Below are 26,205 nucleotides of genomic sequence, written 5' to 3' on the forward strand. Positions count from 1 at the left end.
ATGGTGGGGTTCCCGAGCGGCCAAAGGGAGCAGACTGTAAATCTGCCGTCACTGACTTCGAAGGTTCGAATCCTTCCCCCACCACCATCTCTTGCCCCTCCAAAAATCTAATTAAATAGCCCTCGCATCAATAAACTCAATTTATCTCCCCTTATCGCCGCTTTCACCTTGATGTTTTATCTCCTCACTCCCAGCAGTAACTTGAACTCCGGCCGACAATTCGCTATACCACTGGCTTCTTTAGTGCAGTAAGGAACAGGTGGATGCGAAACAATATTTGCGTTTTTTGTGGCGCCAGCGAAGGTGTCAATCCCGCTTATGCCGAGCAGGCTCGCCAACTGGGGCAATTGCTGGCCGCACAGGGACGCCGTTTAATCTACGGCGGCGGCAAAAAAGGACTGATGGGGATTGTGGCGGACGCGGTGTTGGCGGCGGGCGGTGAAGCTGTCGGCATTATCCCCGAGCGCCTGGTTGAAGCGGAAACGGCGCATCGCGGCCTGACTGAATTGGAAGTGGTGCCAGACATGCATACGCGCAAAGCCCGTATGGCGGCGCTGGCGGACAGTTTTATCGCCCTGCCCGGCGGCATCGGCACGCTGGAAGAGCTGTTTGAAATCTGGACCTGGGGGCAAATCGGGTATCACAACAAACCGGTCGGCCTGCTGAACGTCAACGGTTTCTACCGCCCACTGAGCCAGTTCCTCGAACACGTCGCCGATCAGGGCTTCATGCGCCACGACTATCTCGGTACGCTGCACATCAGCGAATCGGCGCAAACGCTGCTGCAACAGTTTGACGACTATCAACCCAAAAATTACGACCGCTGGGCGAAATAATGCCGGCTGCGCAGTCAGCGGGCTCGCCGCTGTCTGCGTTACATTTCCCGCCAAACTCTGCTACTATCACAGCACATTTTTCTCGTGAAAACGGCACCGCTCATGAAGTTTGTCTCTTTTAATATCAATGGACTGCGCGCGCGTCCGCATCAGCTGGCGGCAATTATCGAACAGCACCAGCCCGACGTGATCGGTCTGCAGGAAACCAAAGTTCACGATGACATGTTCCCATTGGAAGAAGTCAGCCAGCACGGCTATCACGTGTTCTATCACGGGCAAAAAGGCCATTACGGCGTGGCGCTGCTGACCAAAGCGGAGCCCCTGGCCGTGCGCCGCGGCTTCCCGACCGATGAAGAAGACGCGCAGCGTCGCATCATCATGGCCGATCTGGCTACGCCGCAGGGCACGCTGACGGTGATCAACGGCTACTTCCCGCAAGGTGAAAGCCGCGACCACCCGATCAAATTCCCGGCTAAAACACGCTTTTATCAGGATCTGCAAAACTACCTGGAGCAGCAGCTGTCGGCGGAATCCCCGGTGCTGATCATGGGCGACATGAATATCAGCCCCAGCGATTACGATATCGGCATCGGCGAAGACAACCGCAAACGCTGGCTGCGCACCGGTAAATGCTCCTTCCTGCCGGAAGAGCGCGAATGGATGGATCGCCTGCTGAACTGGGGCCTGGTCGATACCTACCGCCACGCCAACCCCGGGCGCAACGACGAGTTCTCATGGTTCGACTACCGCTCCAAAGGGTTCGACGACAACCGCGGCCTGCGTATCGATCTGCTGCTGGCCAGCACCCCGCTGGCTTCGCGCTGCATCGCCACCGGCATCGATTACCAAACCCGCGGCATGGAGAAACCTTCCGACCATGCGCCGGTCTGGGCGGAATTTACGCTGTAACCCCATCACCCCGGCGTCCGCCGGGGTTTTACTCTGTGAAGCCAATGAAAATTATCGACGTGGTAGCCGCCATTCTGGAAAAAAATGGCCGCATTTTGCTGGCCCAGCGCGGCGCAGACAGCGATCAGGCCGGTCTGTGGGAGTTTCCCGGCGGCAAAGTTGAGCCGGGTGAAAGCCAACCGCAGGCGCTGGCGCGCGAACTGGATGAAGAATTGGGGATTTGCGCCCGTATCGGCAACTATGTGGGCTGCAATCAGTGGCAGCAAGGCGAACGCCTCATCCGGCTACACGCCTGGCGAGTCGCGGAGTTCTCCGGTGAATTGCAGCTGCATTGTCACTCAGCGCTGGTGTGGGTCACGCCGCAACAGGCGCAGGAATATACCCTGGCCCCGGCCGACGTTCCACTGCTGGCGGACTATATCGCCGCGCAAGGCGATGCACGCTGAGCGCGGCGATAGGTTACATGGTCACTTCTTCAATCGCACCCAAATCAAGGGGTTGGTGCCGATGGTGTTAGGCTCACGCACGCACTGCAGCACTTCTCCTTCGACTTTGAGCACCGCGCCTTCGGAATAGTTTTGATTCTGGTAGACGCAACAGCGGTTGCAGGGTTGCGCCGGTGGCGAATTGGCGCCGTTTTTCGCCGTCCCCCAAATCTCCGGCGAAACCGGCAACACCACGTCCACATCGCCCCGGTTGGCGGCCGCCAGGCCGCAGTAGGCCAGGGCAGCGGCAGCCAGCACCCCATTGAGTCCGTGCTTCATTCACTCTTCTCCTGCGCCTTGCCGGCGCTTTTCCTGCGTTTTTTGCCTCCGCTGGAAGGCGGCGGCGGCAACCCACGGAACGCCATGCTCGCCCGGCTCTGCTTGGCCTGATAAATCAGCTCTTGCAGCGTGCCGACCAACGGCTGCATAAAGTCCTGATAACGGCAGGATTTCTCGCTGATTTGCGTCAGCGTTGCCTCCCAGTTTGCCGTCATATCAGGACGCGCAGCAAGATCCGGCAGCGAGTGAATCAACGCGCGCCCGGTTTCGCTGGAGTGAATATAGCGTCCCTTCTTGTACAGAAACGCCCGTTTGAACAGCAATTCGATGATCCCCGCTCGCGTCGCTTCCGTACCTAAACCATCGGTCGCCCGCAGGATTTTCTTTAGCGCTTTATCTTGTACGAAGCGCGCAATGCCGGTCATGGCCGACAACAGACTGGCGTCGGTAAACGGCCGCGGGGGCTGCGTCTGGCGCTCCACCACCTCACCGCGCTCACACAGCAGCTCATCATCTTTAGCCACCACCGGCAGCGGTGCGCCTTCGTTTTCTTCGTCGCGCTCCTTGCTGCCCAGCAGCGTACGCCAACCGGCTTCCGCCAGGAAACGCGCCTTGGCGATAAATTTGCCGCCGGCGATATCCAGCTCAATCACGCATTTGCGGAATACCGCATCCGGACAAAACTGCATCAGATACTGGCGCGCCACCAGCCCATACACGTTCCGTTCATCCTGAGTCAGATTAATCTTGCCGGCACGGGCGGTGGGAATGATAGCGTGGTGCGCATCGACTTTTTTATCGTCCCAGCAACGGTTGCGGCGATCGCTGTCGATCACCGGCTGCGGATACAGCTCAGGCTGGTGCACGCTGATGGCGTTCAGCACCGCGTGACGGCCGGCGAAATGTTCTTCCGGCAGGTAGCGGCAGTCGGAACGCGGATAGGTGATTAATTTATGGGTTTCGTACAACCGCTGGCAAACGTCCAGCACCTGTTGGGCGCTGAGGTTATAACGCCGGGCCGCTTCGATTTGCAGCGTGGAGAGCGAAAACGGCAGCGGCGCGGTATCTGATTCCCGTTTATCGTTATAGGACGTGACCAGCGCCGGCTGGCCCTCGATGCGCTTGACCACGTGCTCCGCCAACGGCCGGTGCAGCAAGCGCCCCTCTTCGTCCTGATAAGGCTCGCACGACTCGCTGGGCTGCCACAGCGCCACGAAACGCTCTTCTTTCGGCGTAACGATGTGCGCCTTGACCTCAAAGAAGTCTTTCGGCACGAAGTTTTCGATCTCTTCATCGCGCCGCACCACCAACCCCAGCACCGGCGTCTGCACCCTGCCCACCGACAACACGCCGTCATAACCGGCGTTGCGGCCCAGCAGCGTATAAGCGCGGGTCATATTGATGCCGTACAGCCAGTCGGCGCGTGAGCGCGCAAGGGCGGACACGCACAGCGGGATGAAGTCACGGTTGTCGCGCAGGCGTTCAACCGCGCGTTCCACCGCCTGCGGGTTGAGATCGTTGATCAGACAGCGGCGCACGTTCTGGCGTTTTTCCGGCGTCAGATCCAGGTAGTCCAGCACCTCATCCACCAGCAGCTGCCCTTCACGATCCGGGTCGCCGGCGTGAACTACTTCATCGGCTTCAAGCAGCAACTTTTTAATGGCGTTGAGCTGTTTACTGACCGAAGGCCGCGGCTGCAACCGCCATTTTTCGGGAATGATCGGCAGATCCGCCAATGACCAGCGCGCATAGCGGCTGTCATAAGCGTCAGGCTGAGCCTGCTCCAACAGGTGGCCGACGCACCAGGTCACCACATCGTTGCCGCCGCAGGCGATATACCCGTCGCCGCGGCGATGCGGCTTGGGCAATACGTCGGCAATGGCGCGCGCCAAACTCGGTTTCTCGGCTATGAACAGTCGCATTATTCACCGTTTTTCTGGCTGAACGTCATCAAGAATTCTCTTACTTCTGCATAGTTCCCACGGAAGACAATCCGCTGGGCTTTCTTTTCCAACTGATAGCAATACATCGGATCGTAGTACTGCTGCAACAGGGGCGCCAGCCACTCGCGGTGCGCCTCGCCCTGGCCGCTGAGCCGCTGTGTCCGCAGCGCCGCTTCCAGTCGTTGCGTTAGCTGCTGGAAGCGTTCCAGCCCCAGGCGGCGGCGTATGGCGAACAGGCCGTGGTGCAGATAGTCGTCGTACTGTCGCCAGCCCTCTTCCATGCCATAGGCCTGTTCGAACTGTTCGCGCATGCCGTCGATATATTCCGCCTGCAAACGCGCCAGGCGAATGTCGAACGGATCGTCGATCACCGCCACCGGCGCCTGCTGCATCCCATTGAACAACGGCAGCGGCAAATTGTTGCTGCCGATGATCCGCCCTTCGTCTTCCAGCACCCAACGGCGGCTGCCACCATGCTGTTTTTTCAGCAATAACACAGCCAGACGATTCTCAAAATCGATCTGCGAGCTCTGGCCCGCCAGCGTTCGACCAAAAGATGAACCGCGATGGCGCGCCGCACCTTCCAGATCGACGCCGTCGGCCAGTTCGTTGACCAGCAACGTCTTGCCGCTGCCGGTATTGCCGCCCACCAGGGCCATCGGCAATGCTGCGCTTTGCGCCAGCACGCCGAGCAAATAATTGCGCAGCGCCTTATAACCGCCAATGATACGCGGGTACTCGACGCCGGCCTCATGCAACCATTGCTGCACCAGCTGCGAGCGCAGACCGCCGCGGAAGCAATAGAGATAGCCTTCGGGCCGCTGCGCACAGGCCGCCAGCCAGGCGGCGGTGCGCTGTTCGCGCAGTTTGCCGTTCACCAGACTGTGGCCGAGCGCTATCGCCGCTTGCTGCCCATGCTGTTTATAGCAGGTGCCCACCGCCTGCCGCTCGCTGTCGATCATCAGCGGCAGGTTCAGCGCCTGAGCGAAGGCGCCCTGCTGAAACTCGATCGGCGCGCGCACGTCAATCAGCGGCACGTCCTGCAGGAAAATGCGTTGGTAATTGTCGCTGTCCGGCCTTCCTTGCATGTTGGACACTACACGACCTCGATCAGCGGCTTATCGGCCGATGCCACATGCAGCTCGCCGATGGCGTTGAGCGTAATGCCATGCTGTTCGGCAATCGCCAGCACCTGCGCTTCCGCCTCCGGCAATACCGCCAACAGCAAACCGCCGGAGGTCTGAGGATCGCACAGCAACTGGCGCTGCAGATCGCTCATCTCTCCCACCAGATGGCCATAGCTGTCGAAGTTGCGCCCGGTACCGCCCGGCACGCAGCCCTCGGCAATATACGCCTCGACGTCCGGCAGCTTCGGCACCCGATCGAACCAGACCGTCGCCTGCAGGCCGGAACCCTGACATACCTCGCTCAGGTGGCCCAGCAGGCCAAAACCGGTGATGTCGGTCATCGCCGTGACGCCCGCCACCTCGGCAAAGTCGGCGCCCGGCTTGTTAAGGCGGCACATCACGTCCGTCGCCAGCCCATGATGCTCGGGGCGCAGCTTGCTTTGCTTCTCGGCGGTCGTCAGCACGCCGATGCCCAGCGGCTTGGTCAGATAGAGTTTAGCCCCGGCCCGCGCGGCGCTGTTCTTCTTCACCCGCTCGGTATTGACCACGCCGGTGACCGCCAGGCCGAAGATAGGTTCAGGCGCATCGATGGAGTGGCCGCCGGCCAGCGCGATCCCCGCCTGCTGGCAGGCGAAACGCCCACCGTCGATCACCTGCTGCGCCACCTCCGGCGGCAGTTTGGCGATCGGCCAGCCGAGAATGGCGATCGCCATGATCGGTTTGCCGCCCATGGCGTACACGTCGCTGATGGCGTTGGCGGCGGCGATGCGGCCGAAATCGAACGGATCGTCGACGATCGGCATGAAGAAATCGGTGGTGCTGATAATGCCGACGCCGTTGCCGATGTCATATACCGCCGCGTCGTCGCGGGTTTCATTGCCGACCAGCAGACGCGGATCGACAAATTTCTCCCGCTCGCTGTGCAGGATGGTTTCGAGAACTTTCGGTGAGATTTTGCAGCCGCAGCCAGCGCCATGGCTGTACTGGGTTAAACGGATCGCTGGCGATGTCATAGTCCACTCCCTTCGATAACGGCACTCAAGATAACATAGGGTAGCGCTTGCCGAGGGGATTGATAAGAGCGGGCCGCCGATAAGCGAACGGCCTGCTCAGAAACCATGCAATTTTGCGGGGTTTGGCGCATTTTCGCCGCGCCCCGTCGGATAATACTTAGAAATAGCTGACGAAAGGCGTGCTGTCCGGCGGCGTCACTTTAGTGGCGGCCTTCAGCTGCGGCGTGCCCAGATAGAGGAAACCGACGATCTCGTCCTGCTCGCGGCAACCGAAGGCTTCACGCACCAGCGCATGCTCGGTCCAGGCGCCGGTGCGCCAGATGCCGTTAAAGCCCTGCGCCAGCGCCGCCATCTGCATCGCCTGCACGGCGCAACCGGCGGAAACCACCTGCTCCCAACGCGGCACCTTGGTCTCTTCAGTGCAATGCGCGATGACGGTGATGATCAGCGGTGCGCGGAACGGCGCCTTGGTGGCTTTTTCGATCGCCGCTTCATCCAACTGATCCTGCTTCGCCGCCGCCTGCAGCAGCTGACTGAAACGCTCCAGGCCCTGATTCTCGATCATCACGAAACGCCACGGCTGCAGCGCGCCGTGATCGGGCGCACGCAGGCCCGCGTTGATGATGTTTTGGCGCACTTCCCCCGCCGGCGCCGGTTCCGCCAGGCGCGAAGCCGAGCGACGATTCAATAAAAGATCCAGAGCATCCATCGTAAACTCCTGATAACAATTTTCATTCCGGCCACGTTAACATAGCTAAACGGCGAGTTACAGCCTCGGCGATAGCGTCTGTGTGCCACGATTTAAAGCTGACATTTACCCGGCCGCTCATTAGGATAACGGAACATTCTCGACTCTTGTTGGAGAGCACATGCGCACATTGTGGCAAATTATTGCCGGCATTTTCCGGTGGACATGGCGTCTGCTGAATTTTATCAGGGAACTGATCCTTAACCTGTTCCTGGTCCTGCTGATCCTGGTTGGGGTCGGCATCTATCTGTCCTTCCAAAGTTCCTCCACCTCGACGGCCCCGGCGCGCGGCGCGCTGTTGGTCGATTTAAGCGGTGTGGTGGTCGATCAGCCTTCGGTAAACAACCGAGTGCGGCAATGGGGGCGTGAACTGTTGGGCGCCTCCAGCAGCCGCCTGCAGGAGAATTCGCTGTTCGACGTGGTGGACAGCATCCGCAAGGCCAAAGACGACAAAAACATTACCGGCATGGTGTTGCAGCTAAATGACTTCGCCGGCGCCGATCAGCCCTCGCTGCGCTATATCGGCAAAGCGCTGCGCGAGTTCCGCGACAGCGGCAAACCGATCTTCGCCATCGGCGACAGTTACAATCAAACGCAATACTACCTGGCCAGCTACGCCAACAAGGTCTACCTCTCGCCGCAGGGCGCGGTCGATCTGCACGGTTTCGCCACCAACAACCTGTATTACAAGTCGTTGCTGGACATGCTCAAGGTCACCACCAATATCTTCCGCGTCGGCACCTATAAATCGGCGGTCGAACCGCTGATCCGCGACGACATGTCCCCGGCGGCGCGCGAAGCGGACAGCCGCTGGATTGGCGGCCTGTGGCAGAACTATCTGGAAACCGTGGCGGCCAACCGGCAGCTGACGCCGCAGCAGCTGTTCCCCGGCGCCGCCGGCGTGCTGAGCGGCCTGCAGGCGGCAGGCGGCGACACCGCCCGCTATGCGCTGGACAATAAGCTGGTGGACGAGCTGGCGTCGCGCACCGCGATCGAAAATCAGCTGGTCAAAACCTTCGGCTGGGACAAACAGGCGAACGATTTTAACGCCATCAGCATCTACGACTACCAGCCGAAGCCGGACGCCAACCAGGGTGGCAAGATCGCCGTGGTGTTCGCCAACGGCGCCATCATGGACGGCCCGCAGACGCCGGGCAACGTCGGGGGCGACACCACCGCCGCCGAGCTGCGTCAGGCCCGTCTGGATCCGGCCGTCAAAGCCGTGGTGTTCCGCGTCAATAGCCCTGGCGGCAGCGTCAGCGCGTCCGAAGTGATCCGCTCCGAGCTGGCCGCCGTGCGCGCCGCCGGCAAACCGGTGGTGGTGTCGATGGGCGGCATGGCCGCGTCGGGCGGTTACTGGGTCTCGACGCCGGCCGACTACATCATCGCCAGCCCGAGCACGCTGACCGGCTCCATCGGTATTTTTGGCATCATCAATACCTACGAGAAAACCCTGGATACGCTGGGCGTGCACACCGACGGCGTAGCGACATCCCCGCTGGCCGATATCGCGGTCACCAAGGCGTTGCCGCAGGAGTTCTCGCAGATGATGCAGCTGAATATCGAAAACGGGTATAAGAACTTCCTCGATCTGGTCGCCAAATCACGCAAGATGACCCCGCAGCAGGTTGACCAAATCGCGCAGGGCCACGTGTGGCTCGGCAGCGACGCCAAGGCCAACGGCCTGGTCGATCAGTTGGGCGATTTCGACGACGCGGTGAAGAAAGCCGCTGAGCTGGCGAAACTGCAACAGTGGCAGCTCGACTGGTTCGTCGACACCCCGAGCCTGAGCGATATGGTGCTCAGCCAGTTCGGCGTTTCCATTCACGCCATGCTGCCGGCGGCGATTCAGGCCATGCTGCCTGCCCCGCTGGCCTCGGTCGCCAATGCGGTGAAAGAGCAGCCGGGTTTGTTCAATAACTTGAACGATCCGCAGAACCGCTACGCGATCTGTCTGACCTGCGGAGAAGTCCGCTAACAAATAATTCTGCAGCCCGGCCTCCGCCGGGCTTTTTTTCTGCCGCCATGTCCCTATAATTCAGCCCATCTTATCTTTGTTAAAATCATAACCATGCAAAAGAAATCCATTTACGTCGCCTACACCGGCGGCACCATCGGCATGCAGCGTTCCGAGCACGGCTATATTCCGGTTTCCGGCCACCTGCAGCGTCAGCTGGCGCTGATGCCGGAATTCCATCGGCCGGAGATGCCGGATTTCACCATTCATGAATACGCGCCGCTCATCGATTCCTCGGACATGACGCCGGAAGACTGGCAGCACATCGCCGACGACATCAAACAGAACTACGATCGCTACGACGGCTTCGTGATCCTGCACGGCACCGATACCATGGCGTTCACCGCCTCGGCGCTCTCCTTCATGCTGGAGAACCTGGCCAAACCGGTGATCGTCACCGGCTCGCAGATTCCGCTGGCGGAGCTGCGCTCCGATGGCCAAACCAATCTGCTGAATGCACTGTACCTGGCGGCCAACCATCCGGTGAACGAAGTCAGCCTGTTTTTCAACAACAAGCTGTTCCGCGGCAACCGCACCACCAAAGCGCACGCCGATGGCTTCGACGCTTTCGCTTCACCCAACCTGCCGCCGCTGCTGGAAGCCGGTATCCACATTCGTCGCCAGCACGGCATCGACAGCCCGGTTTGCAACGGCGCGCTGCAGGTACATGACATCACGCCGCAGCCGATCGGCGTGGTCACTATCTATCCGGGCATTTCCGGCGCGGTGGTGCGTAACTTCCTGCTGCAGCCGGTCAAGGCGCTGATCCTGCGTTCCTACGGCGTCGGCAACGCGCCGCAGAAGGCCGAGCTGATCGACGAGTTGCGTGCGGCCTCCGAACGCGGCATCGTGGTGGTCAACCTGACGCAGTGCATCTCCGGGCGCGTCAATATGGAAGGCTACGCCACCGGCAACGCGCTGGCGCACGCCGGGGTGATCAGCGGTTTCGACATGACGGTGGAAGCCGCTCTGACCAAGCTGCACTACCTGCTGAGCCAGCCGCTGACGCCGGAACAAATCCGCGCCCTGATGCAGCAAGATCTGCGCGGCGAGCTGAGCATCAACGGTTAACCTACCGATCTTTGGAGCGGCGATGAAAACGGCCCTGTTGTTGATCGATCTGCAAAATGATTTCTGCCCCGGTGGCGCGCTGGCGGTCACGGAGGGCGACGCCGTCATCCCGGTCGCCAATCAGGCGATCGCCGCCTGCCTGGCGCGCGGCGAACCGGTGGTGGCCAGCCAGGACTGGCATCCCGCCAATCACCGCAGCTTTGCGGTGAACTCCGATGCGCAAGTCGGCACCCTCGGTGAACTGGAAGGTTTGCCGCAGGTGTGGTGGCCGGTGCACTGCGTGCAAGGGAGCCTCGGCGCCGATTTTCATCCTCAACTGCAGCGGCAACACATCAATGCCGTCTTTCGCAAAGGGCAAGATACGAACATCGACAGCTACAGCGCGTTCTTCGATAACGGCCACCGTGCGCAGACCGAACTGCACGGCTGGCTGCAATCGCAGGGCATTCAGCGGCTGGCGATCATGGGCCTGGCGACCGACTATTGCGTGAAGTTCAGCGTGCTGGATGCGCTGAGTGCCGGCTATCCGACGCAGGTGATCGTCGACGGCTGCCGCGGCGTGAATCTGCAGCCGGACGACAGTGAGCGAGCGCTGCAGGACATGGCGCGCGCCGGCGCGCAGCTAGTTACCCTGTCACAATTTCTCGCCAATTAAATCCTGCCGGGCGCTATCGGCGCCCTCTCTGGGCGGCGGCGAAAATATCGACGCCGCTCACAATGCTGTTCTTCTTCTCCTCCAGCCGCTTGTGACCGGCAGGCGCTTTTGCTGTTATGGCAGCGACGCTTTTGGCGTCAATCGGTTATACGCATCCGGGGCCCGCTGAGCCCGGCTTTATTGTGACCGCTACTGGCGGTACGGTCGGCCTTGCCGATCCCAAGGAGACAAACATGAAAATAACCCGAAAACTGCTGCCTTTGCTGGCAGCGGTGCAGTTGGCTATCGCCGGTACCGGCGCGGCTCAGGCGGCCTATCTCTCCGTCGGCTACTTCAACGGCGGCGGCGACGTCACCGCCGGCCCCGGTGGTGACATCGACAAGCTGGACGTGACGCAAATCACCCACCTCAACTATTCGTTTGGCCTGATCTACAACGACGAGAAAGACGAAACCAATGCGGCGCTGAAAGACCCTGCTCGCCGCCACCAGATCTACCTGTCACCGAAAGTCACGGCCGATCTGCAACGTCTGCCGGTGCTGCGCAAACAGAACCCCGAGCTGAAAGTGCTGTTGTCGGTCGGAGGCTGGGGCGCACGCGGTTTCTCCGGCGCCGCCGCCACCGCGGAAAACCGGGCGATTTTCATTCGCTCCGCGTTGCAGGTGATCGAACAGTACCGGCTGGATGGGATCGATCTGGACTGGGAATACCCGGTAAACGGCGCATGGGGTTTGGTGGAAAGCCAACCGGCAGATCGCGACAACTTCACCCTGCTGCTGAAAGAGCTTCATCAGACGCTGGGTAAAGGCAAACTGTTGACCATCGCCGTTGGCGCCAACGTCAAAAGCCCACGTGAATGGGTCGATGTAAAAAATATTGCGCCCTACCTCAATTACATCAATCTGATGACCTACGACATGGCTTACGGCACGCAGTACTTCAATGCCAACCTGTACGATTCAACGCGTTGGCCAACCGTAGCCGCCGCCGATCGCTACAGCGCCGATAACGTGGTAAAGCATTATCTGGCCGCCGGTCTGAAACCGGCGCAGATGAACCTGGGTATCGGTTTCTACGGCCGGGTACCGAAACGGGCGACCGAGGCGGGCATCGACTGGGACAAGCCGGACGCCGCCAAGCATCCGGTGACGCAGCCTTACTTCAGCGCGCGAGAAATCGCCCTGTTCCGCACGCTGGGATTGGATCTCAGCAAAGACACTTATTTTAAATACCGCGATATCGTCAACAAATTGCTCAACGATCCGCAGCAGCGTTTCCGCGAGCACTGGGATGACGACGCCAAAGTGCCATACCTGACGCTGCAATCCGCCGAAGGCAAGCCGCTGTTCGCCATCTCGTACGAGAACCCGCGTTCGGTGGCCATCAAGGCCGATTACATTAAAAGCCAGGGATTGGGCGGTGCGATGTTCTGGGAATACGGCGCAGACGACAACAACCGGCTGGCGCAGCAGCTGGCGGAATCGCTGGGCATAAAGGGCGAGAAACGTTGAATCGACGGGGCGATGGCAACATCGCCCCGCTTTAGGGGGGGAGCCTTACTGCGGCTTGAGTTTCACCAGCGGCTCGGCAACGAACTGCTGCTTCAGCTCTTGTTTGCTCTTCATCACGATCTGCCCGTCGGTGCCGATGCTCATATGCTGCGGATCGACGTTGTTCATCGACTGCCACAGCATCACCGCCTGCAGGCTGTTTTCCTTTTGCTCCGGCGTCAGCGCCACGCCGTCCGGCCATTTGCCCAGTTCAACCGCCTGCACCAGGCGTTGGTATATCTCGGGCGTCATCGCCGCAATCAGATCTTTCATGTCCATCAGGGCCCTTCTCGCTTACGGAAGAATAATTAGCTGAATCGATTTTGTTGGTTAAATTACCGCTTAACCGGCCGTTTGATCGCCATTTTCGCCATCGGTGAAACTCAGCGAGGCGGAATTGACGCAGTAACGGTCACCGGTCGGCTGCGGGCCATCGGGGAATACATGCCCCAGGTGCGCGTCGCAGTGGCCACAGCGGATTTCAACACGATGCATATTATGTGAATTATCATCAAGATAACGGATTGCATCGGCGGAAACCGGCTCGTAAAAGCTGGGCCAGCCGCAGCCGGAATCGTATTTGGTTTCGGAATAGAACAGCGGCTGGTTACAGCACAGACAATGGTACACGCCCTCACGCTTGTTATGCAGCAATTTGCCGCTAAACGGCGCTTCGGTGCCACGCTGTTGCGTGACATAACGTTGGATTTCATTCAGTTCCGTGACCGGATGAGCGGGGGTTGTCTCTTTAGCCATTTGTGCTTATCTCTGAATGTGGATAATGTCAACGAAAACAATGATTAATAATAACAAAAAATTAACACCGCTGCAGGGGTTTTTGGCCTAAACTGTAGCCCATAAAGGCCACGTCACGATGATATGTGATAGCGATCACACATCTTGCGTATGCTGACTTTATACTTGGCGGCTTGTCCCCATATAACGGATGAGGCCGAGCGCAAATGGACTGTGCAATAAGCGTGCAAAACCACCCTTCCGGTTTGACTTGCCGCAAGTATTGACACGATTCCGCTTGACGCTGGGTAAGGTTTTTGTAATTTTACAACCAACCTTTTATTCACTAACAAATAGCTGGTGGAATATATGACTATCAAAGTAGGTATCAACGGTTTTGGCCGTATCGGTCGCATTGTTTTCCGTGCTGCTCAAGAGCGTTCTGACATCGAGATCGTTGCAATCAACGACCTGTTGGACGCAGAGTACATGGCTTACATGCTGAAGTATGACTCTACTCACGGCCGTTTCAACGGTACGGTAGAAGTTAAAGACGGCCACCTGGTTGTTAACGGCAAAACCATCCGTGTTACCGCAGAGAAAGACCCGGCTAACCTGAAGTGGAACGAAGTGGGCGTTGATGTGGTTGCTGAAGCGACCGGTATCTTCCTGACCGACGAAACCGCACGTAAACACATCACCGCCGGCGCTAAAAAAGTGGTTCTGACTGGCCCATCCAAAGATGCGACCCCAATGTTCGTTCGCGGCGCCAACTTTGACAAATATGCCGGCCAGGACATCGTGTCCAACGCCTCTTGCACCACCAACTGCCTGGCGCCACTGGCTAAAGTCATCAACGACAACTTCGGTATCGTTGAAGGCCTGATGACCACCGTTCACGCCACCACCGCGACTCAGAAAACCGTTGATGGCCCGTCTCACAAAGACTGGCGCGGCGGCCGCGGCGCATCCCAGAACATCATCCCTTCTTCTACCGGCGCAGCGAAAGCGGTTGGCGTGGTTCTGCCAGAACTGAAAGGCAAACTGACCGGCATGGCGTTCCGCGTACCGACCCCTAACGTGTCCGTTGTTGACCTGACCGTTCGTCTGGAAAAAGCGGCTACCTACGAAGAAATCAAGAAAGCCATCAAAGACGCCGCTGAAGGCTCTATGAAAGGCGTTCTGGGCTATGTTGAAGACGACGTGGTTTCCACCGACTTCAACGGCGAAGTGCTGACTTCCGTGTTCGATGCCAAAGCCGGTATCGCACTGAACGACAACTTCGTGAAACTGGTTTCCTGGTACGACAACGAAACCGGCTACTCCAACAAGGTTCTGGATCTGATCGCTCACATCTCCAAGTAATGGCATGATGTTAAGCTGATAATGAGGGCGACATTTTTTTGTCGCCCTTTTTTTACCCGTCATCTTTCGAGTCACAGCGTTGTTCGCTGCACACACTCACCTCAGTCACTGTCTAAGCATGCGCCTGAGGGCCTGGTTGTGACCCGAAAGCTAATAGGGTCCATTTCTATTTCCGGCAAACAATAGGTTATGAAATGAACGAGAAAATTTTCACCCTGCCCGTTTCCGAACAGATTTCTCCTTATATCAGCCAGCGCCAACTCGATGAGCTGGGCGTGGTGGTCGTGTCGCACCCGAAAGTGCGCGCGGCGGTCGCACTGCAGGGTGCGCATTTGCTGGCCTGGCAGCCTAGCGGTGAGCAGCCGGTAATTTGGCTCAGCAACAACACGCCTTTCGCCAAAGGCAAGGCCATCCGCGGTGGCGTGCCGATCTGTTGGCCGTGGTTCGGCCCGGTGGCGCAACCCTCCCACGGGTTCGCTCGCAACCAGCCCTGGAGCCTGACGGCGCACGATGAAGATGACAACGGCGTCATCCTGACCTTTACGCTGAAAGACAATGAGCAGACCCGCAAGCTGTGGCCGCACGCCTTCACGCTGATTGCTCGCTTCAAGCTGGGTGAAGAGTGCGAGATCGAACTGGAATCGCACGGCGATTATCAAGCCACGGCGGCGCTGCACAGCTACTTCCAGGTTGGCGATATCGATCGGGTCAGCGTGGCGGGCCTGGGTGAACCTTATATTGATAAGGTGGCGGGCGGCGTCGAAGCGCGTCAGACGGGCGAAGTGACCTTCGTCGGCCAAACTGACCGCGTCTATACCCGTCCGGAGGCCTTCAGCCTGATCCGCGATCCGGCGCTCGCACGCACCATCGAGGTTCATCACCATCATATGAGCGACGTTATCGCCTGGAACCCCGGCGTAGAGCTTTCCTGCAGCATGGGAGACATGCCGAACGACGGTTACAAGACCATGGTCTGCGTTGAGACCGGGCGCGTCAGCAAACCGCTGGTCGCCGCCGGCGAACAACCCGCCCGTTTGGGTGTGACCTTCCGCAGCCGTAAAAAGGCCTGAAACCCCGTGCGCGCCAGCGCACTACGGATGTGCAAAAGGGGCGCTTGCGCCCCTTTTTGATGCACGCCATGCACGCTTATCGTGCAATGCGCGATTAGAAGGTGTAGCTCACACCCGTCATCAGCAAACCGGTGTAAGATTTATCCACCATCGGGCTGTCTTTCACTTCATCCGACAACTTCACATAGCGGCCGAGGAAGAAGGCGTTCCAGCTCTTGTTGATCTGGTAATTGGCGCTCAGCTCGAGATACGGCGCCCAACTATCGCTCGGGGTGTAGCTGTCCAGACCGCTGCGGCGCGATTCATTGGCGCTGACGCCATAGTAATATTTGTTCTGGTTTTTGCTGTTCCACATCACGCCTACGCCCGGAACCAGCGTCAACGCGTCCAGATCAAACTTGTACAGATAAGCCACATCGCCCACCAGCCCGTTGCTGTAGTTCAGCGTGTCGCCGGTGAAGGTGGTGCGAATGGTGCCCCACTCTGCGTTGTGTGAATAGGCCAGGCCGGCCATCAGCGTGCCGCGACGCTTGTCGAGACGCTTCATGCGATCGTCGTCGCTGTCGCCCGGACGGTAGCCCCATGGCGTGTAATACCCCATGATGCTCAGCTGATTTTCTTGATCTTTCCACAGGTAGTAACCGGCGGTCAGAGTACGGAAGTAGAAGTCGTCACCTTCATAGTCGATGACGGGCACCGGATAAACGCGATCCTGATAACCGCGATACGGGTCCGGGCTAACCAGCGCGGCAGCACCCAGTGACCAGGTTCCCGCCTGGGCACTTTGCGCACAAACCATTGCGGAAGCGATAATTGCTAGCGTTTTGAGTTTTGAAATCTTCACTGGTTCTTTTTCCATAAATTACAGGGTTAATAGCCGCAATAGTTTATGTGAAAATTTAGTTACGCGCCTAATCTTTACAATAGAAAACGACCAAGATCGAATAACTTATAGCGGAATTATGAATTAATCATGGCGGAACGGTGACGATTCATGCCGCAGGCCGCGCCAGACAAGGCATTTGGTTATCCCGGCAATAACTGAGTCATTGATATGACTTAAAAAAAGCTTTTTCTACGGCAGGAAATTTTCCGGCAAGCAAACTAAGCTTAAATCAGAAGGTGAATTTATCCTGGGCCCAGTGGCATACAGCGCAACTCGCGATAATAAGCGCACCAAGTTGGCATACGGGTTGCTGTACTCAGGCGTATTCTCATCTTTCGGGAGCCAGAACACTATCACACGCTCTCTTTAACCTGTGCTAATAACGAAAGGACGGGCATCATGAACATATTTGACCACTATCGCCAGCGCTACGAAGCTGCCAAGGACGAAGAGTTCACACTGCAGGAATTTCTTACCATTTGCCGGCAAGATCGCAGTGCCTATGCCAACGCGGCCGAACGTCTGCTGATGGCTATCGGTGAACCTGTGATGGTCGACACTGCGCTAGAATCACGCCTGTCGCGCCTGTTCTCCAACCGCGTGATCGCACGCTATCCGGCCTTCGAAGAGTTCTACGGCATGGAAGAGGCCATCGAACAGATCGTCTCTTACCTGAAACACGCCGCTCAGGGCCTGGAAGAGAAGAAACAGATCCTTTACCTGCTGGGCCCGGTGGGCGGCGGCAAGTCCTCGCTGGCGGAACGTCTGAAAGCGCTGATGCAGCGCGTGCCCATCTACACCCTCAGCGCCAACGGCGAACGCAGCCCGGTCAACGATCATCCGCTGTGCCTGTTCAATCCGCAGGAAGATGCCACGATCCTGGAAAAAGAGTTCAATATCCCAAGTCGCTATCTCGGCACCATCATGTCGCCGTGGGCGGCGAAGCGCCTGCATGAGTTCGGTGGCGATATCACCAAGTTTAAAGTCGTGAAAGTGCGCCCTTCCATTCTGGAACAGATCGCCATCGCCAAAACCGAGCCGGGCGATGAGAACAACCAGGACATCTCGGCACTGGTCGGTAAAGTGGACATCCGTAAACTGGAGAACCACGCGCAGAACGATCCGGACGCCTACGGCTATTCCGGCGCCCTGTGCCGCGCCAACCAGGGGATTATGGAATTCGTCGAGATGTTCAAAGCGCCGATCAAGGTGCTGCATCCGCTGCTGACCGCAACCCAGGAAGGCAACTACAACGGCACCGAAGGCATCTCCGCCCTGCCGTTCAGCGGCATTATTCTGGCGCACTCCAACGAATCCGAGTGGGTGACCTTCCGTAACAACAAGAACAACGAAGCGTTCCTCGACCGCGTGTATATCGTCAAGGTGCCTTACTGCCTGCGCGTGTCGGAAGAGATCAAAATTTACGACAAGCTTCTGGATCACAGTGAGCTGACCCATGCGCCCTGCGCGCCGGGCACGCTGGAAACGCTGGCGCGCTTTAGCGTGCTGTCGCGGCTGAAAGAGCCCGAAAACTCGAGCATCTACTCGAAAATGCGCGTGTATGACGGTGAAAGTCTCAAAGATACCGACCCGAAAGCCAAGTCCTATCAGGAATACCGCGACTACGCCGGGGTTGACGAAGGCATGAACGGCCTCTCCACCCGTTTCGCCTTTAAAATCCTCTCGCGGGTATTCAACTTCGATCACGCCGAGGTGGCAGCCAACCCGGTGCACCTGTTCTATGTGCTGGAACAGCAGATCGAGCGCGAACAGTTCCCGCAGGATTTGGCGGAGAAATACCTGGAGCACCTGAAAGGCTATCTGATCCCGAAATACGCCGAGTTTATCGGCAAAGAGATCCAGACCGCCTATCTGGAATCCTACTCGGAATACGGACAGAACATTTTTGACCGCTACGTCACCTATGCCGACTTCTGGATCCAGGATCAGGAGTATCGCGATCCCGACACCGGCCAGCTGTTCGACCGCGAGTCCCTGAACGCCGAACTGGAGAAAATTGAAAAACCGGCCGGCATCAGCAACCCGAAAGATTTCCGCAACGAAATCGTGAACTTCGTGCTGCGCGCCCGCGCCAACAACAACGGCCGCAACCCGAACTGGACCAGCTACGAGAAGCTGCGCACCGTGATTGAGAAAAAGATGTTCTCCAATACCGAAGAACTGTTGCCGGTGATTTCGTTCAACGCCAAAACATCGACGGACGAGCAGAAAAAACACGACGACTTCGTCGATCGCATGATGGAGAAAGGCTATACCCGCAAGCAGGTGCGCCTGCTGTGTGAATGGTATCTGCGGGTCAGAAAATCCTCATAACGCCTCAGGTAAGCGGCATTATCAGGGCCATGTCCATAGTCATGGACGTTGCAGCGCAGCCCACGGAGGGGCTGACACATTGCGCTGCCGCGGCCGGGACATGAAGAGTTGGCAACGTCGTTTGGGGGAAGTATGGCCTATTTCATTGACCGGCGGCTGAACGGCAAAAACAAGAGCACGGTGAACCGCCAGCGCTTCTTGCGCCGTTACAAGTCGCAAATCAAACAGTCGATTGCCGAAGCCATCAACAAGCGTTCGGTCACCGACGTAGACAGCGGGGAGTCAGTCTCTATCCCCACTGACGATATCAACGAACCGATGTTTCATCAGGGGCGCGGCGGCACGCGCCATCGCGTTCACCCGGGCAATGACCACTTCGTGCAGAACGATCGCGTCGAACGGCCTCAGGGCGGCGCAGGCGGTGGCGGCGGCCAGGGCAACGCCAGCCAGGACGGTGAAGGCCAGGATGAGTTCGTCTTCCAGATATCCAAAGACGAGTACCTCGATCTTTTGTTCGAGGATCTCGCCCTGCCCAACCTGAAAAAGAATCAGTACAAGCAGCTGACCGAGTTCAAAACCCACCGCGCCGGCTATACCGCTAACGGCGTGCCGGCCAACATCAGCGTCGTGCGTTCGCTGCAAAACTCGCTGGCGCGGCGTACCGCCATGACCGCCGGTAAAAGGCGCGCGTTGCACGAACTGGAAGACGCGCTGACCCAGTTGGAAAACACCGAGCCGGTGCAACTGCTGGAAGAAGAGCGGCTGCGCAAAGAGATTGCCGAACTGCGCAAGAAAATCGAAAGCGTGCCGTTTATCGACACCTTCGATCTGCGTTACAAAAACTACGAGCGTCGGCCGGAGCCCTCCAGCCAGGCGGTGATGTTCTGCCTGATGGACGTATCCGGTTCGATGGATCAGGCCACCAAAGACATGGCCAAACGTTTTTACATTCTGCTTTATCTGTTCCTGAGCCGAACCTACAAAAACGTCGAGGTGGTCTATATTCGCCATCACACCCAGGCGAAAGAGGTGGACGAGCAGGAGTTCTTCTATTCGCAGGAAACCGGCGGCACCATCGTCTCCAGCGCATTGAAACTGATGAACGACGTGGTCGAAGAGCGTTACGATCCGGCGCAATGGAATATCTACGCCGCGCAGGCGTCGGACGGGGACAACTGGGCCGACGATTCACCGCTGTGTCACGAGCTGTTGGCGAAGAAGATCCTGCCAATGGTGCGGTACTACAGCTACATCGAAATCACTCGCCGCGCTCACCAAACGCTGTGGCGCGAATACGAAGATCTGCAAGCGAAATTCGACAACTTCGCCATGCAGCATATCCGCGAACCGGACGATATCTATCCGGTATTCCGCGAACTGTTCCGCAAACAGACCGCGTGAATAATATCGCGGTAATCATAGCAGCCGGAGAACCCGTTTTCCGGCTGTTTCTTTTTCACCCTGATATATCCCTCACACATAAATTTTGACCTTCACCGGCAAAATAATAAGCCGCATTATCCCGAATGACGACCTCTATTATTATTTCTTCTGAGGTTATTCCTAAACCTTCACATCCTCCCTCATGCGTCTTGATGGGAATATTCCCATTCAGTTATCGTTAACACACGCATCGGGTTCCACCCTAAGCGAAATTTGACTCATTTTATTTTCTATGGCTTCTCAGCCCGCTTCGGCGGGCAATTTACCTGTCAGCAGGTTAGACACCATGATCGATTACACCCTCTATGGCCTCAACAAGAATGATGTTGATGAATACCATAAGCAAATCTGCTGCCTGCTCGGCAAAAGCGTGCTGCTGGTGCTCATCGCCAACAAACCGATCACCAAACAGAATCTGCTGGCCAGTCTTATTCAGGAAGTTGAACAACAGCACGACGAGTATTTTCAAAAATTGCATCGAGCGGCAATAGAAATGATCGGCGTTAACGGGCGCTAGATCGATATGCGCAAGGCGGAAATCTACGCCATTATTGCCGCCGTCGTGGTGTTGATTATGCTGTTAATAATGAACTCCGGCAGCGATATCAGCGCTTATCCCTAATGTGAAGCGCAGCACTCCTTTGCCGCAAGGTGCCTCTTTTTTGGCCCGAAGCGCGTTTCTGCCCGGGTTTTATTTTGAACCGGCCGCTTCGTCAATCAATCCCGCCACGTCATCGGCATGGGAAACCAGCGAGGCATGACTGGCCTTCAGCACCATGACTTTCTTAGCCTGCAGCCGCTGCGCCATACGCCGTTGGTTCTCCGGCGCTATCATGCGGTCGTCGCTGGAGAGTTGATACCACGACGGTTTATGTTTCCAGGCGGGCTCACCGAGGGGGTTGCCGAAGGTATCGGCCAATGGCGCCTTCTGCGTCGCCGCCATCACCAGAGCCTCGTCGGCGGTAAGATCCTGGCAAAAGCTTTCGTGAAACTTGTCGGTCTTGATCCACAGATAACCGTCGCTGTCCGGAATCAGATTCGCGACTGCCGCGGGAGGATGCGCTTGCGTAATACCACCGGGGCTTTCACCGGCACCCGGCGCAAACGCGGCAATGTAGACCAGGCCGACCACGTTAGGCTGGTTGCCCATTTCCGTGATCACCGCGCCACCGTAAGAGTGCCCCACCAACAATACCGGTCCCGCTTGCTGCGCGACCATCTTGCGCGCCCGTTCCGCATCCTCAGCCAGTGAGGTCAGCGGCATTTCCACCGCATGAATCGCCGAATAGCCCCTGCGCGACAACTCGATAATCACCTTACTCCAGTGCGCGGCGCCGCCCCAGAATCCGTGCACCAGCACGATGGTTGGTTTTGTGCTCATTGCCGACCTCTTCATCTCATTTGGAGGCGCTGTAGACTGATCAACAGCCGCCCTACAGGGACGCGCCTTGCAGCCGGCGACGTCGCGCGATCTCCATTTATATAGTTAGCACTGCGGTATTCGGCAATAGCTACGACGGGTTAAGGCGCTCGGTTTACAGGCATCGTCATGACTTGCCGAGACAGCGTACGCCGTGGCGCCAGTGCAAAAAACGGGATTAAAACTAGGATTTTTACCCATACCGATCTAAAATTCCACGCAAAAACAAAGACAAGTAAATTTGGTTCATCGGGAAAAGGAATGAAGTTGTGAAGGAAATGATCTCCATCGTATTGATGACATGCCTGCTGGCGCTGCTGTTTTCGTGGCTGTTCGTCTACGGTCTTAACATTCATTAAACCTACAGCAACACCAAACCCCCCTTCCTGGCTGACCGGCAGCGCATCCGGACGATGCGCTAAAAACCCCTCTCCCCGCATGTTTCTATCCCATCATTCGCCCGCCGACAGCTAAAAAAAAGAACCCAAAGCTCGCCGGCGCAACGCGATCTCGCCTTCGTCTGCTTGCCCACTGAAACATCAATAAAATTTATGAGTTATAACCTCGTCGCGTTTCCGGACGTCTGAATGACTATTTTCCTTCTTCACACCGTTCCCGCCTGAAATCAGGCTGACAACCTTAAAATGTTACCGGTAACTATGTTGTTGATTTCTTTTCGTAATAAGCATAAAGCCGTTAATAACCTTACATTCTTTATAGAAATAAATTATGCATTCTTATGGATAAAGGCATGAATTAACGGCCTTCGGTCATTGATTATCGCCCGCCAAGCTCCTAGAATTCGCGCGTAAAAATACAACTGGGATCGAGTTTCATGTCGTCGCTGTGGGTTGCAACGCAATACTGTTATTTTATTGGTCTGTTAGTTTCAATGATTTTCACCTACCTGGTAAGCAGGGACACCGTCAAAATTCGTTGCATCAGCGCGCTGACCATCGGGTTAACCTGGCCGTTGAGTCTGCCGGTCGTCTTGCTGTTTTCGCTGTTCTAACGCCCTAACCGGCTGTGCCGCCACGGATGCTTTTAAACAGCCGTGCTAATGGAATGGGTCAGCCGACGACGCTGCCCCTCACCAGCGAAACAAGTGACGATACGGCGCATTGTTAAATGAAAGGCCATTTCCCCGCGTAACGTTTTACTTGGGGGTAGACTATTCGCCGCGCCGCGATCGCCAACGGCGGTACAGCCGCCCCGCGCCCCATACCATCAACCATAGCAAAATATTCCCCCCCAACCAAAGCATCAGCAGGTAGAGGAAAGTCTGATAACCGGGTATGCCCCGATCGGCGAAGAACGGATTAAAGTGCAAGAATTTGACGATCGCGAAGGGATTAAGATTGAAACGGGTGAAGACGCAGGCGGTCAGCACAGGCGGCAACAGGATGTAAAAAGCCAGGGTGAATATCAGCAGCAGCCTGGTGCCATGCGTGTTTTTATAATCTTTCATATCAGCGTATTGCTTGCTTCATCTCAGTGCGAGAATCGCCTGGCGATCGCTCGCCAATCGACCCTGCGGGCCAAAAATAGTTCCGCGCAAACGCGGGAATAAAGCCGGTTCAGCGTTTAATTCTCATTTAGCGCTCGGGTGATATATACCCTGTGGATTATAAATTACGATGCCGACGCGCCGTCTTCAACTGCAGCGTTTGCGTGGCGTCATCAGGAGGCCCTAATGAAACCGGACGCACTCTCCCTGCCGCCGAGCGCCAAAAAACTCAAAGTGATCTACGGCTGGTATATTTACGTGATCTATATCCTGCTGGTTTTCAACATTTACATGGCGGTCTACAACGTCTGCGTTCGGCATCCGATCGAAGCCCCGCTGCTATCGCTGTTTCACAGCCTGTTTCTCGCGCTGATGTTGCAACAGGTGCTCAAGAAAAACGTCGTTTTCGCCTGGATCTTGTTGGGCTATTTTATTCTGATGCGCCTGTATTACGCCAATGTGCTGCACATTGAGTTCACGCTGGTGAGCCGTGGCCTGGTGCTGCTGATTCTGACGCTGCTGCTGACCGGCACCGTGGCCGTCGGGCAGCTGGCCACGCCGCCACAGCGGCATGACTGGCTGGCTCGCCTAGGCTGGCGGCAATGGACGACGCTCGCGGCGCTGGCGGCGATCCTGACCCCGCTGATCACCACCGATTACCTCGGTTAAACGCGGTGCTATCTGGGGATATGGGGCTCTGAAATGTCTACGATGCGGCATATTTTGGTGTAGTTGCCTGCCTTCTCACAGATCTTGTCCGTGACGAACACGCTAAGGTAGCCCAGCAGCAGCAAGTAGCCAACCATGCACAAAATAAAGATAAGCGTTCTCACCGATAGCGACCAACCTGACAAGAGTATCTCCAGCATCATAACCTGAACGAGGCGCTTTAAAAGGATTTCATGTGCGCACTGGCCGCATCGGCGCACGTTCTGTAGTAACATTAAACCACCACGCCAACCACCGGAAACGCCGATGCACCATCTGATGTTAGACATTGAAACCCTGGATATAAAACCCTGCGCCGTGATTTTGGTGGTCGCGGCGGTGTTTTTCGATCCCCGCACCGGGGAACTTGGCGCCGAATTCGAGGCCGCCGTCAGCAGCCAGAAAGATCAGCCGGGGCGAACCATAAGCCTGGACACGGTTGCCTGGTGGGCGAAACAATCCGATGAAGCGCGCAAGCTGGCCTTCGGCGGCACCGAGAGCCTCAAGCGCGTGCTGAGCAGTCTCAGCCGTTTTATCCATATGAACAGCACCGATACGGTAAAGGTCTGGGGTAACGGTAAAGAGTTCGACTGCGCGATCCTCGAACACGCCTTCCAGCAGTTGGAGATGCCCTGTCCGTGGAAATTCTGGGATACCCAGGATGTGCGCACGGTGATAACGCTGGCGGAACTGCACGGCTTTAACCCGAAAAAGACCCGTCCGTTCGAAGGCATGCCGCATCGCGCGTTGGATGACGCTCGCCATCAGGCCCGTTATGTGGCCGATACCGTCTCGGCGCTTTATCTCCGCCCGGGAGCGCAGCGCTGACCCGCTTTGCCCCTTTTCATTTGCCGCCAGAATCTCTACTCTAGCCCTCTTTGTCACTAGGACGTGCCTTTCCTGCTATGCAAAAGTTCCTGTTTCTGCTTCTCAGCCTGGTGCTGCTCGGCCCATTGGGCATCGATCTCTATCTGCCCACCATTCCCGCCATCGCCGCCGGCCTGGGCAGCAGTGAAGCGCTGATCCAATCCACCATTTCGCTGTTTATTCTGGTGCTCGGCCTCGGTCAAATCATCGCCGGTCCGTTGGTGGATAACTATGGCCGCAAACCGGTGGCGCTGGCCGGCATTATTCTCTACACGATCGGCGCGGCAATGGCGGCACTGGCCACCAGCCCGACGATCTTCATCGCGTCGCGCCTGTTGCAAGGGGTTGCGGTCTGTTGCACCGCCGTCGTCGCCTTCAGCGGCGTGCGCGATCGGCTGAATGGCGACGACGCCGCCCGCGCCTTCGGCTTTCTCAACGGCACGCTGAACATCATCCCGGCATTGGCGCCGCTGCTCGGCGGCCTGCTCGCCGAAGCCTTCGGCTGGCGCGCGCCCTTTTGGTTCCTGGCCAGTTACGCGCTGCTGGTGTTGGTGCTCATCGCGCTGCGCCTGCCGGAAACTCGCCCCGCCGACACCGTGCCGGTCAAAGGGCTGCCGGTGCGCCAATACGCGCGCATCCTCAGCGAACGGCGTTTCCTCTCTTTCGCGGTGGTGAACTCCGGGGCGATGGGCATGGCGCTGACCTACGTTTCTCTGGCGCCTAACGTGCTGATGGGCACCGCGGGCCTGACTCCGCTGCAATTCTCGTTGGTGTTCGGCGCCAACGGCTTCTGGATCATGTTGGTCAGCTTCTTCGCTAACCGCATCATCCACAAAGTCGGCCGCCCGGTTTGTCTGGCGACCGGCGGCATTTTGATGGGGTTGGGCTGCCTGGGCCTGCTGCTGGGCGTCATGTGGCTTCCCGCGGCGGCGCAAGCGCACTGGCTGGCGTATATGCTGCCGGTCGCCAGCGCCTGCGCCGGGTTGGCGTTCGTAATGGGCCCGGCCACCAGCTATGCGCTGGAACCGTACTCCAATGAGGCCGGCGTCGCGTCCGCGCTGGTCGGTTTCGTACAGATGGCCGGCGGCGCCGCGCTGGGACTGCTGGCGATGGCGCTGCCGCTGCAACCGAAGCTGTCTCTGGCCTTGGTTATGCTGGCGGGCTGCCTGCTGGCGCTGCACGCGCGGCGGCTCAGCAAGCAGATTAAAGGACAGATCAGAAAAGTCGCCTGAGCCGC

Annotated in this window: 27 protein-coding genes and 1 tRNA gene; 17 read left to right on the forward strand and 11 right to left on the reverse strand. The window is 57.7% G+C overall.

The features are described 5' to 3' along the window. The first annotated feature begins 2 nt into the window (after positions 1 to 2). From HWW83_RS23475 to HWW83_RS23490, 4 genes are all read left to right on the forward strand, one after another. Positions 3 to 87 (forward strand) — tRNA-Tyr (locus tag HWW83_RS23475). 176 nt (positions 88 to 263) lie between these two features. Further along, the gene (locus HWW83_RS23480; protein ID WP_004932190.1) at positions 264 to 836 is read left to right on the forward strand and encodes an LOG family protein; all 573 of its coding nucleotides are present in this window, start codon (positions 264 to 266) and stop codon (positions 834 to 836) included. 102 nt (positions 837 to 938) lie between these two features. Next, positions 939 to 1,745 carry an exodeoxyribonuclease III gene (gene xthA / locus HWW83_RS23485; RefSeq protein ID WP_004932192.1) on the forward strand — a complete coding sequence of 269 codons (807 nt, stop codon included), beginning with the start codon at positions 939 to 941 and terminating at the stop codon, positions 1,743 to 1,745. 44 nt (positions 1,746 to 1,789) lie between these two features. Then, the gene (locus HWW83_RS23490; protein ID WP_033643307.1) at positions 1,790 to 2,191 is read left to right on the forward strand and encodes a pyrimidine (deoxy)nucleoside triphosphate diphosphatase; all 402 of its coding nucleotides are present in this window, start codon (positions 1,790 to 1,792) and stop codon (positions 2,189 to 2,191) included. A 21-nt stretch (positions 2,192 to 2,212) separates the two neighbouring features. On the opposite strand, the gene HWW83_RS23495 is transcribed toward HWW83_RS23490, so the two are convergent. The 5 genes from HWW83_RS23495 to HWW83_RS23515 form a co-directional block, all read right to left on the reverse strand. Continuing rightward, complete coding sequence (locus HWW83_RS23495; protein WP_033643308.1) at positions 2,213 to 2,509, reverse strand: YnjH family protein; 297 nt, start codon at positions 2,507 to 2,509, stop codon at positions 2,213 to 2,215. Next, positions 2,506 to 4,431, reverse strand: coding sequence for a DNA topoisomerase III (locus HWW83_RS23500; RefSeq protein WP_033643309.1), 1,926 nt, complete (start codon positions 4,429 to 4,431; stop codon positions 2,506 to 2,508). The genes HWW83_RS23495 and HWW83_RS23500 overlap by 4 nt, the downstream gene beginning before the upstream one ends. Beyond that, positions 4,431 to 5,540 (reverse strand): tRNA 2-selenouridine(34) synthase MnmH, encoded by a 1,110-nt coding sequence (gene mnmH, locus HWW83_RS23505; protein WP_033644287.1) that lies wholly within the window; start codon positions 5,538 to 5,540, stop codon positions 4,431 to 4,433. The genes HWW83_RS23500 and mnmH overlap by 1 nt, the downstream gene beginning before the upstream one ends. Before the next feature lie 8 nt (positions 5,541 to 5,548). Then, the gene (selD, locus tag HWW83_RS23510; RefSeq protein WP_033643310.1) at positions 5,549 to 6,592 is read right to left on the reverse strand and encodes a selenide, water dikinase SelD; all 1,044 of its coding nucleotides are present in this window, start codon (positions 6,590 to 6,592) and stop codon (positions 5,549 to 5,551) included. Positions 6,593 to 6,749: 157 nt separating this feature from the next. Then, a complete protein-coding gene (locus HWW83_RS23515; RefSeq protein ID WP_004932204.1) occupies positions 6,750 to 7,301 on the reverse strand; it encodes an NAD(P)H nitroreductase in 552 nt (183 codons plus the stop codon). A 160-nt stretch (positions 7,302 to 7,461) separates the two neighbouring features. Here HWW83_RS23515 and sppA point away from each other — a divergent pair, with 160 nt between their 5' ends. The 4 genes from sppA to chiD all read left to right on the forward strand — a co-directional run bounded on the left by sppA (position 7,462) and on the right by chiD (position 12,594). After that, a complete protein-coding gene (gene sppA, locus HWW83_RS23520; RefSeq protein ID WP_033643311.1) occupies positions 7,462 to 9,318 on the forward strand; it encodes a signal peptide peptidase SppA in 1,857 nt (618 codons plus the stop codon). A gap of 93 nt (positions 9,319 to 9,411) precedes the next feature. Then, a complete protein-coding gene (gene ansA / locus HWW83_RS23525; protein ID WP_033643312.1) occupies positions 9,412 to 10,428 on the forward strand; it encodes an asparaginase in 1,017 nt (338 codons plus the stop codon). Positions 10,429 to 10,450: 22 nt separating this feature from the next. Beyond that, positions 10,451 to 11,083, forward strand: a complete 633-nt coding sequence (gene pncA / locus HWW83_RS23530; RefSeq protein ID WP_176589631.1) for a bifunctional nicotinamidase/pyrazinamidase — start codon at positions 10,451 to 10,453, stop codon at positions 11,081 to 11,083. Positions 11,084 to 11,316: 233 nt separating this feature from the next. Beyond that, positions 11,317 to 12,594: a chitinase ChiD gene (gene chiD / locus HWW83_RS23535; RefSeq protein WP_101452914.1), complete on the forward strand. Its 1,278-nt coding sequence runs from the start codon at positions 11,317 to 11,319 to the stop codon at positions 12,592 to 12,594. A gap of 45 nt (positions 12,595 to 12,639) precedes the next feature. Here chiD and HWW83_RS23540 read toward each other — a convergent pair whose 3' ends face one another. Together HWW83_RS23540 and msrB are read right to left on the reverse strand one after the other, a co-directional pair. Then, complete coding sequence (locus HWW83_RS23540) at positions 12,640 to 12,912, reverse strand: YeaC family protein (RefSeq protein WP_176589632.1); 273 nt, start codon at positions 12,910 to 12,912, stop codon at positions 12,640 to 12,642. 63 nt (positions 12,913 to 12,975) lie between these two features. Next, positions 12,976 to 13,389, reverse strand: a complete 414-nt coding sequence (msrB, locus tag HWW83_RS23545; protein WP_033643315.1) for a peptide-methionine (R)-S-oxide reductase MsrB — start codon at positions 13,387 to 13,389, stop codon at positions 12,976 to 12,978. Positions 13,390 to 13,737: 348 nt separating this feature from the next. On the opposite strand from msrB, the gene gapA reads away from it, so the two are divergent. Continuing rightward, positions 13,738 to 14,733, forward strand: coding sequence for a glyceraldehyde-3-phosphate dehydrogenase (gene gapA / locus HWW83_RS23550; protein ID WP_004932222.1), 996 nt, complete (start codon positions 13,738 to 13,740; stop codon positions 14,731 to 14,733). Positions 14,734 to 14,927: 194 nt separating this feature from the next. After that, positions 14,928 to 15,803: a D-hexose-6-phosphate mutarotase gene (locus HWW83_RS23555; protein WP_033643316.1), complete on the forward strand. Its 876-nt coding sequence runs from the start codon at positions 14,928 to 14,930 to the stop codon at positions 15,801 to 15,803. A 94-nt stretch (positions 15,804 to 15,897) separates the two neighbouring features. Here HWW83_RS23555 and HWW83_RS23560 read toward each other — a convergent pair whose 3' ends face one another. Further along, the gene (locus HWW83_RS23560) at positions 15,898 to 16,662 is read right to left on the reverse strand and encodes a MipA/OmpV family protein (RefSeq protein WP_033643317.1); all 765 of its coding nucleotides are present in this window, start codon (positions 16,660 to 16,662) and stop codon (positions 15,898 to 15,900) included. 426 nt (positions 16,663 to 17,088) lie between these two features. Between HWW83_RS23560 and yeaG the strand changes: the two genes are divergently transcribed. From yeaG to HWW83_RS23575, 3 genes are all read left to right on the forward strand, one after another. Beyond that, positions 17,089 to 19,023, forward strand: a complete 1,935-nt coding sequence (yeaG, locus tag HWW83_RS23565) for a protein kinase YeaG (RefSeq protein WP_016927472.1) — start codon at positions 17,089 to 17,091, stop codon at positions 19,021 to 19,023. A gap of 132 nt (positions 19,024 to 19,155) precedes the next feature. After that, positions 19,156 to 20,424 carry a YeaH/YhbH family protein gene (locus HWW83_RS23570; protein ID WP_033643318.1) on the forward strand — a complete coding sequence of 423 codons (1,269 nt, stop codon included), beginning with the start codon at positions 19,156 to 19,158 and terminating at the stop codon, positions 20,422 to 20,424. A 328-nt stretch (positions 20,425 to 20,752) separates the two neighbouring features. Beyond that, positions 20,753 to 20,983: a biofilm development regulator YmgB/AriR family protein gene (locus tag HWW83_RS23575; protein ID WP_033643319.1), complete on the forward strand. Its 231-nt coding sequence runs from the start codon at positions 20,753 to 20,755 to the stop codon at positions 20,981 to 20,983. A 174-nt stretch (positions 20,984 to 21,157) separates the two neighbouring features. Here HWW83_RS23575 and HWW83_RS23580 read toward each other — a convergent pair whose 3' ends face one another. Beyond that, positions 21,158 to 21,847 (reverse strand): alpha/beta hydrolase, encoded by a 690-nt coding sequence (locus HWW83_RS23580; protein ID WP_101452913.1) that lies wholly within the window; start codon positions 21,845 to 21,847, stop codon positions 21,158 to 21,160. A gap of 140 nt (positions 21,848 to 21,987) precedes the next feature. After that, on the reverse strand, positions 21,988 to 22,326 hold the full coding sequence (locus HWW83_RS23585; RefSeq protein WP_144236169.1) for a hypothetical protein: 339 nt from the start codon (positions 22,324 to 22,326) through the stop codon (positions 21,988 to 21,990). 395 nt (positions 22,327 to 22,721) lie between these two features. Here HWW83_RS23585 and HWW83_RS23590 point away from each other — a divergent pair, with 395 nt between their 5' ends. Next, positions 22,722 to 22,898: a GhoT/OrtT family toxin gene (locus tag HWW83_RS23590; RefSeq protein WP_033634815.1), complete on the forward strand. Its 177-nt coding sequence runs from the start codon at positions 22,722 to 22,724 to the stop codon at positions 22,896 to 22,898. A 159-nt stretch (positions 22,899 to 23,057) separates the two neighbouring features. Here the strand turns inward: HWW83_RS23590 and HWW83_RS23595 are convergent, their stop codons facing one another. Next, on the reverse strand, positions 23,058 to 23,354 hold the full coding sequence (locus HWW83_RS23595; protein WP_033643321.1) for a hypothetical protein: 297 nt from the start codon (positions 23,352 to 23,354) through the stop codon (positions 23,058 to 23,060). Between the two features lie 225 nt (positions 23,355 to 23,579). On the opposite strand from HWW83_RS23595, the gene HWW83_RS23600 reads away from it, so the two are divergent. The 3 genes from HWW83_RS23600 to HWW83_RS23610 all read left to right on the forward strand — a co-directional run bounded on the left by HWW83_RS23600 (position 23,580) and on the right by HWW83_RS23610 (position 26,200). Then, entirely contained in the window at positions 23,580 to 24,062 is a 483-nt protein-coding gene (locus HWW83_RS23600; RefSeq protein WP_033643322.1) for a hypothetical protein, read from the forward strand. A 306-nt stretch (positions 24,063 to 24,368) separates the two neighbouring features. After that, a complete protein-coding gene (locus HWW83_RS23605; RefSeq protein WP_101452912.1) occupies positions 24,369 to 24,929 on the forward strand; it encodes a 3'-5' exonuclease in 561 nt (186 codons plus the stop codon). A gap of 77 nt (positions 24,930 to 25,006) precedes the next feature. Beyond that, positions 25,007 to 26,200, forward strand: coding sequence for a Bcr/CflA family efflux MFS transporter (locus HWW83_RS23610; RefSeq protein ID WP_033643326.1), 1,194 nt, complete (start codon positions 25,007 to 25,009; stop codon positions 26,198 to 26,200). Positions 26,201 to 26,205: the final 5 nt, after the last annotated feature.

The organism is Serratia ureilytica, from assembly GCF_013375155.1.
Classification (GTDB): Bacteria; Pseudomonadota; Gammaproteobacteria; order Enterobacterales; family Enterobacteriaceae; genus Serratia; species Serratia ureilytica.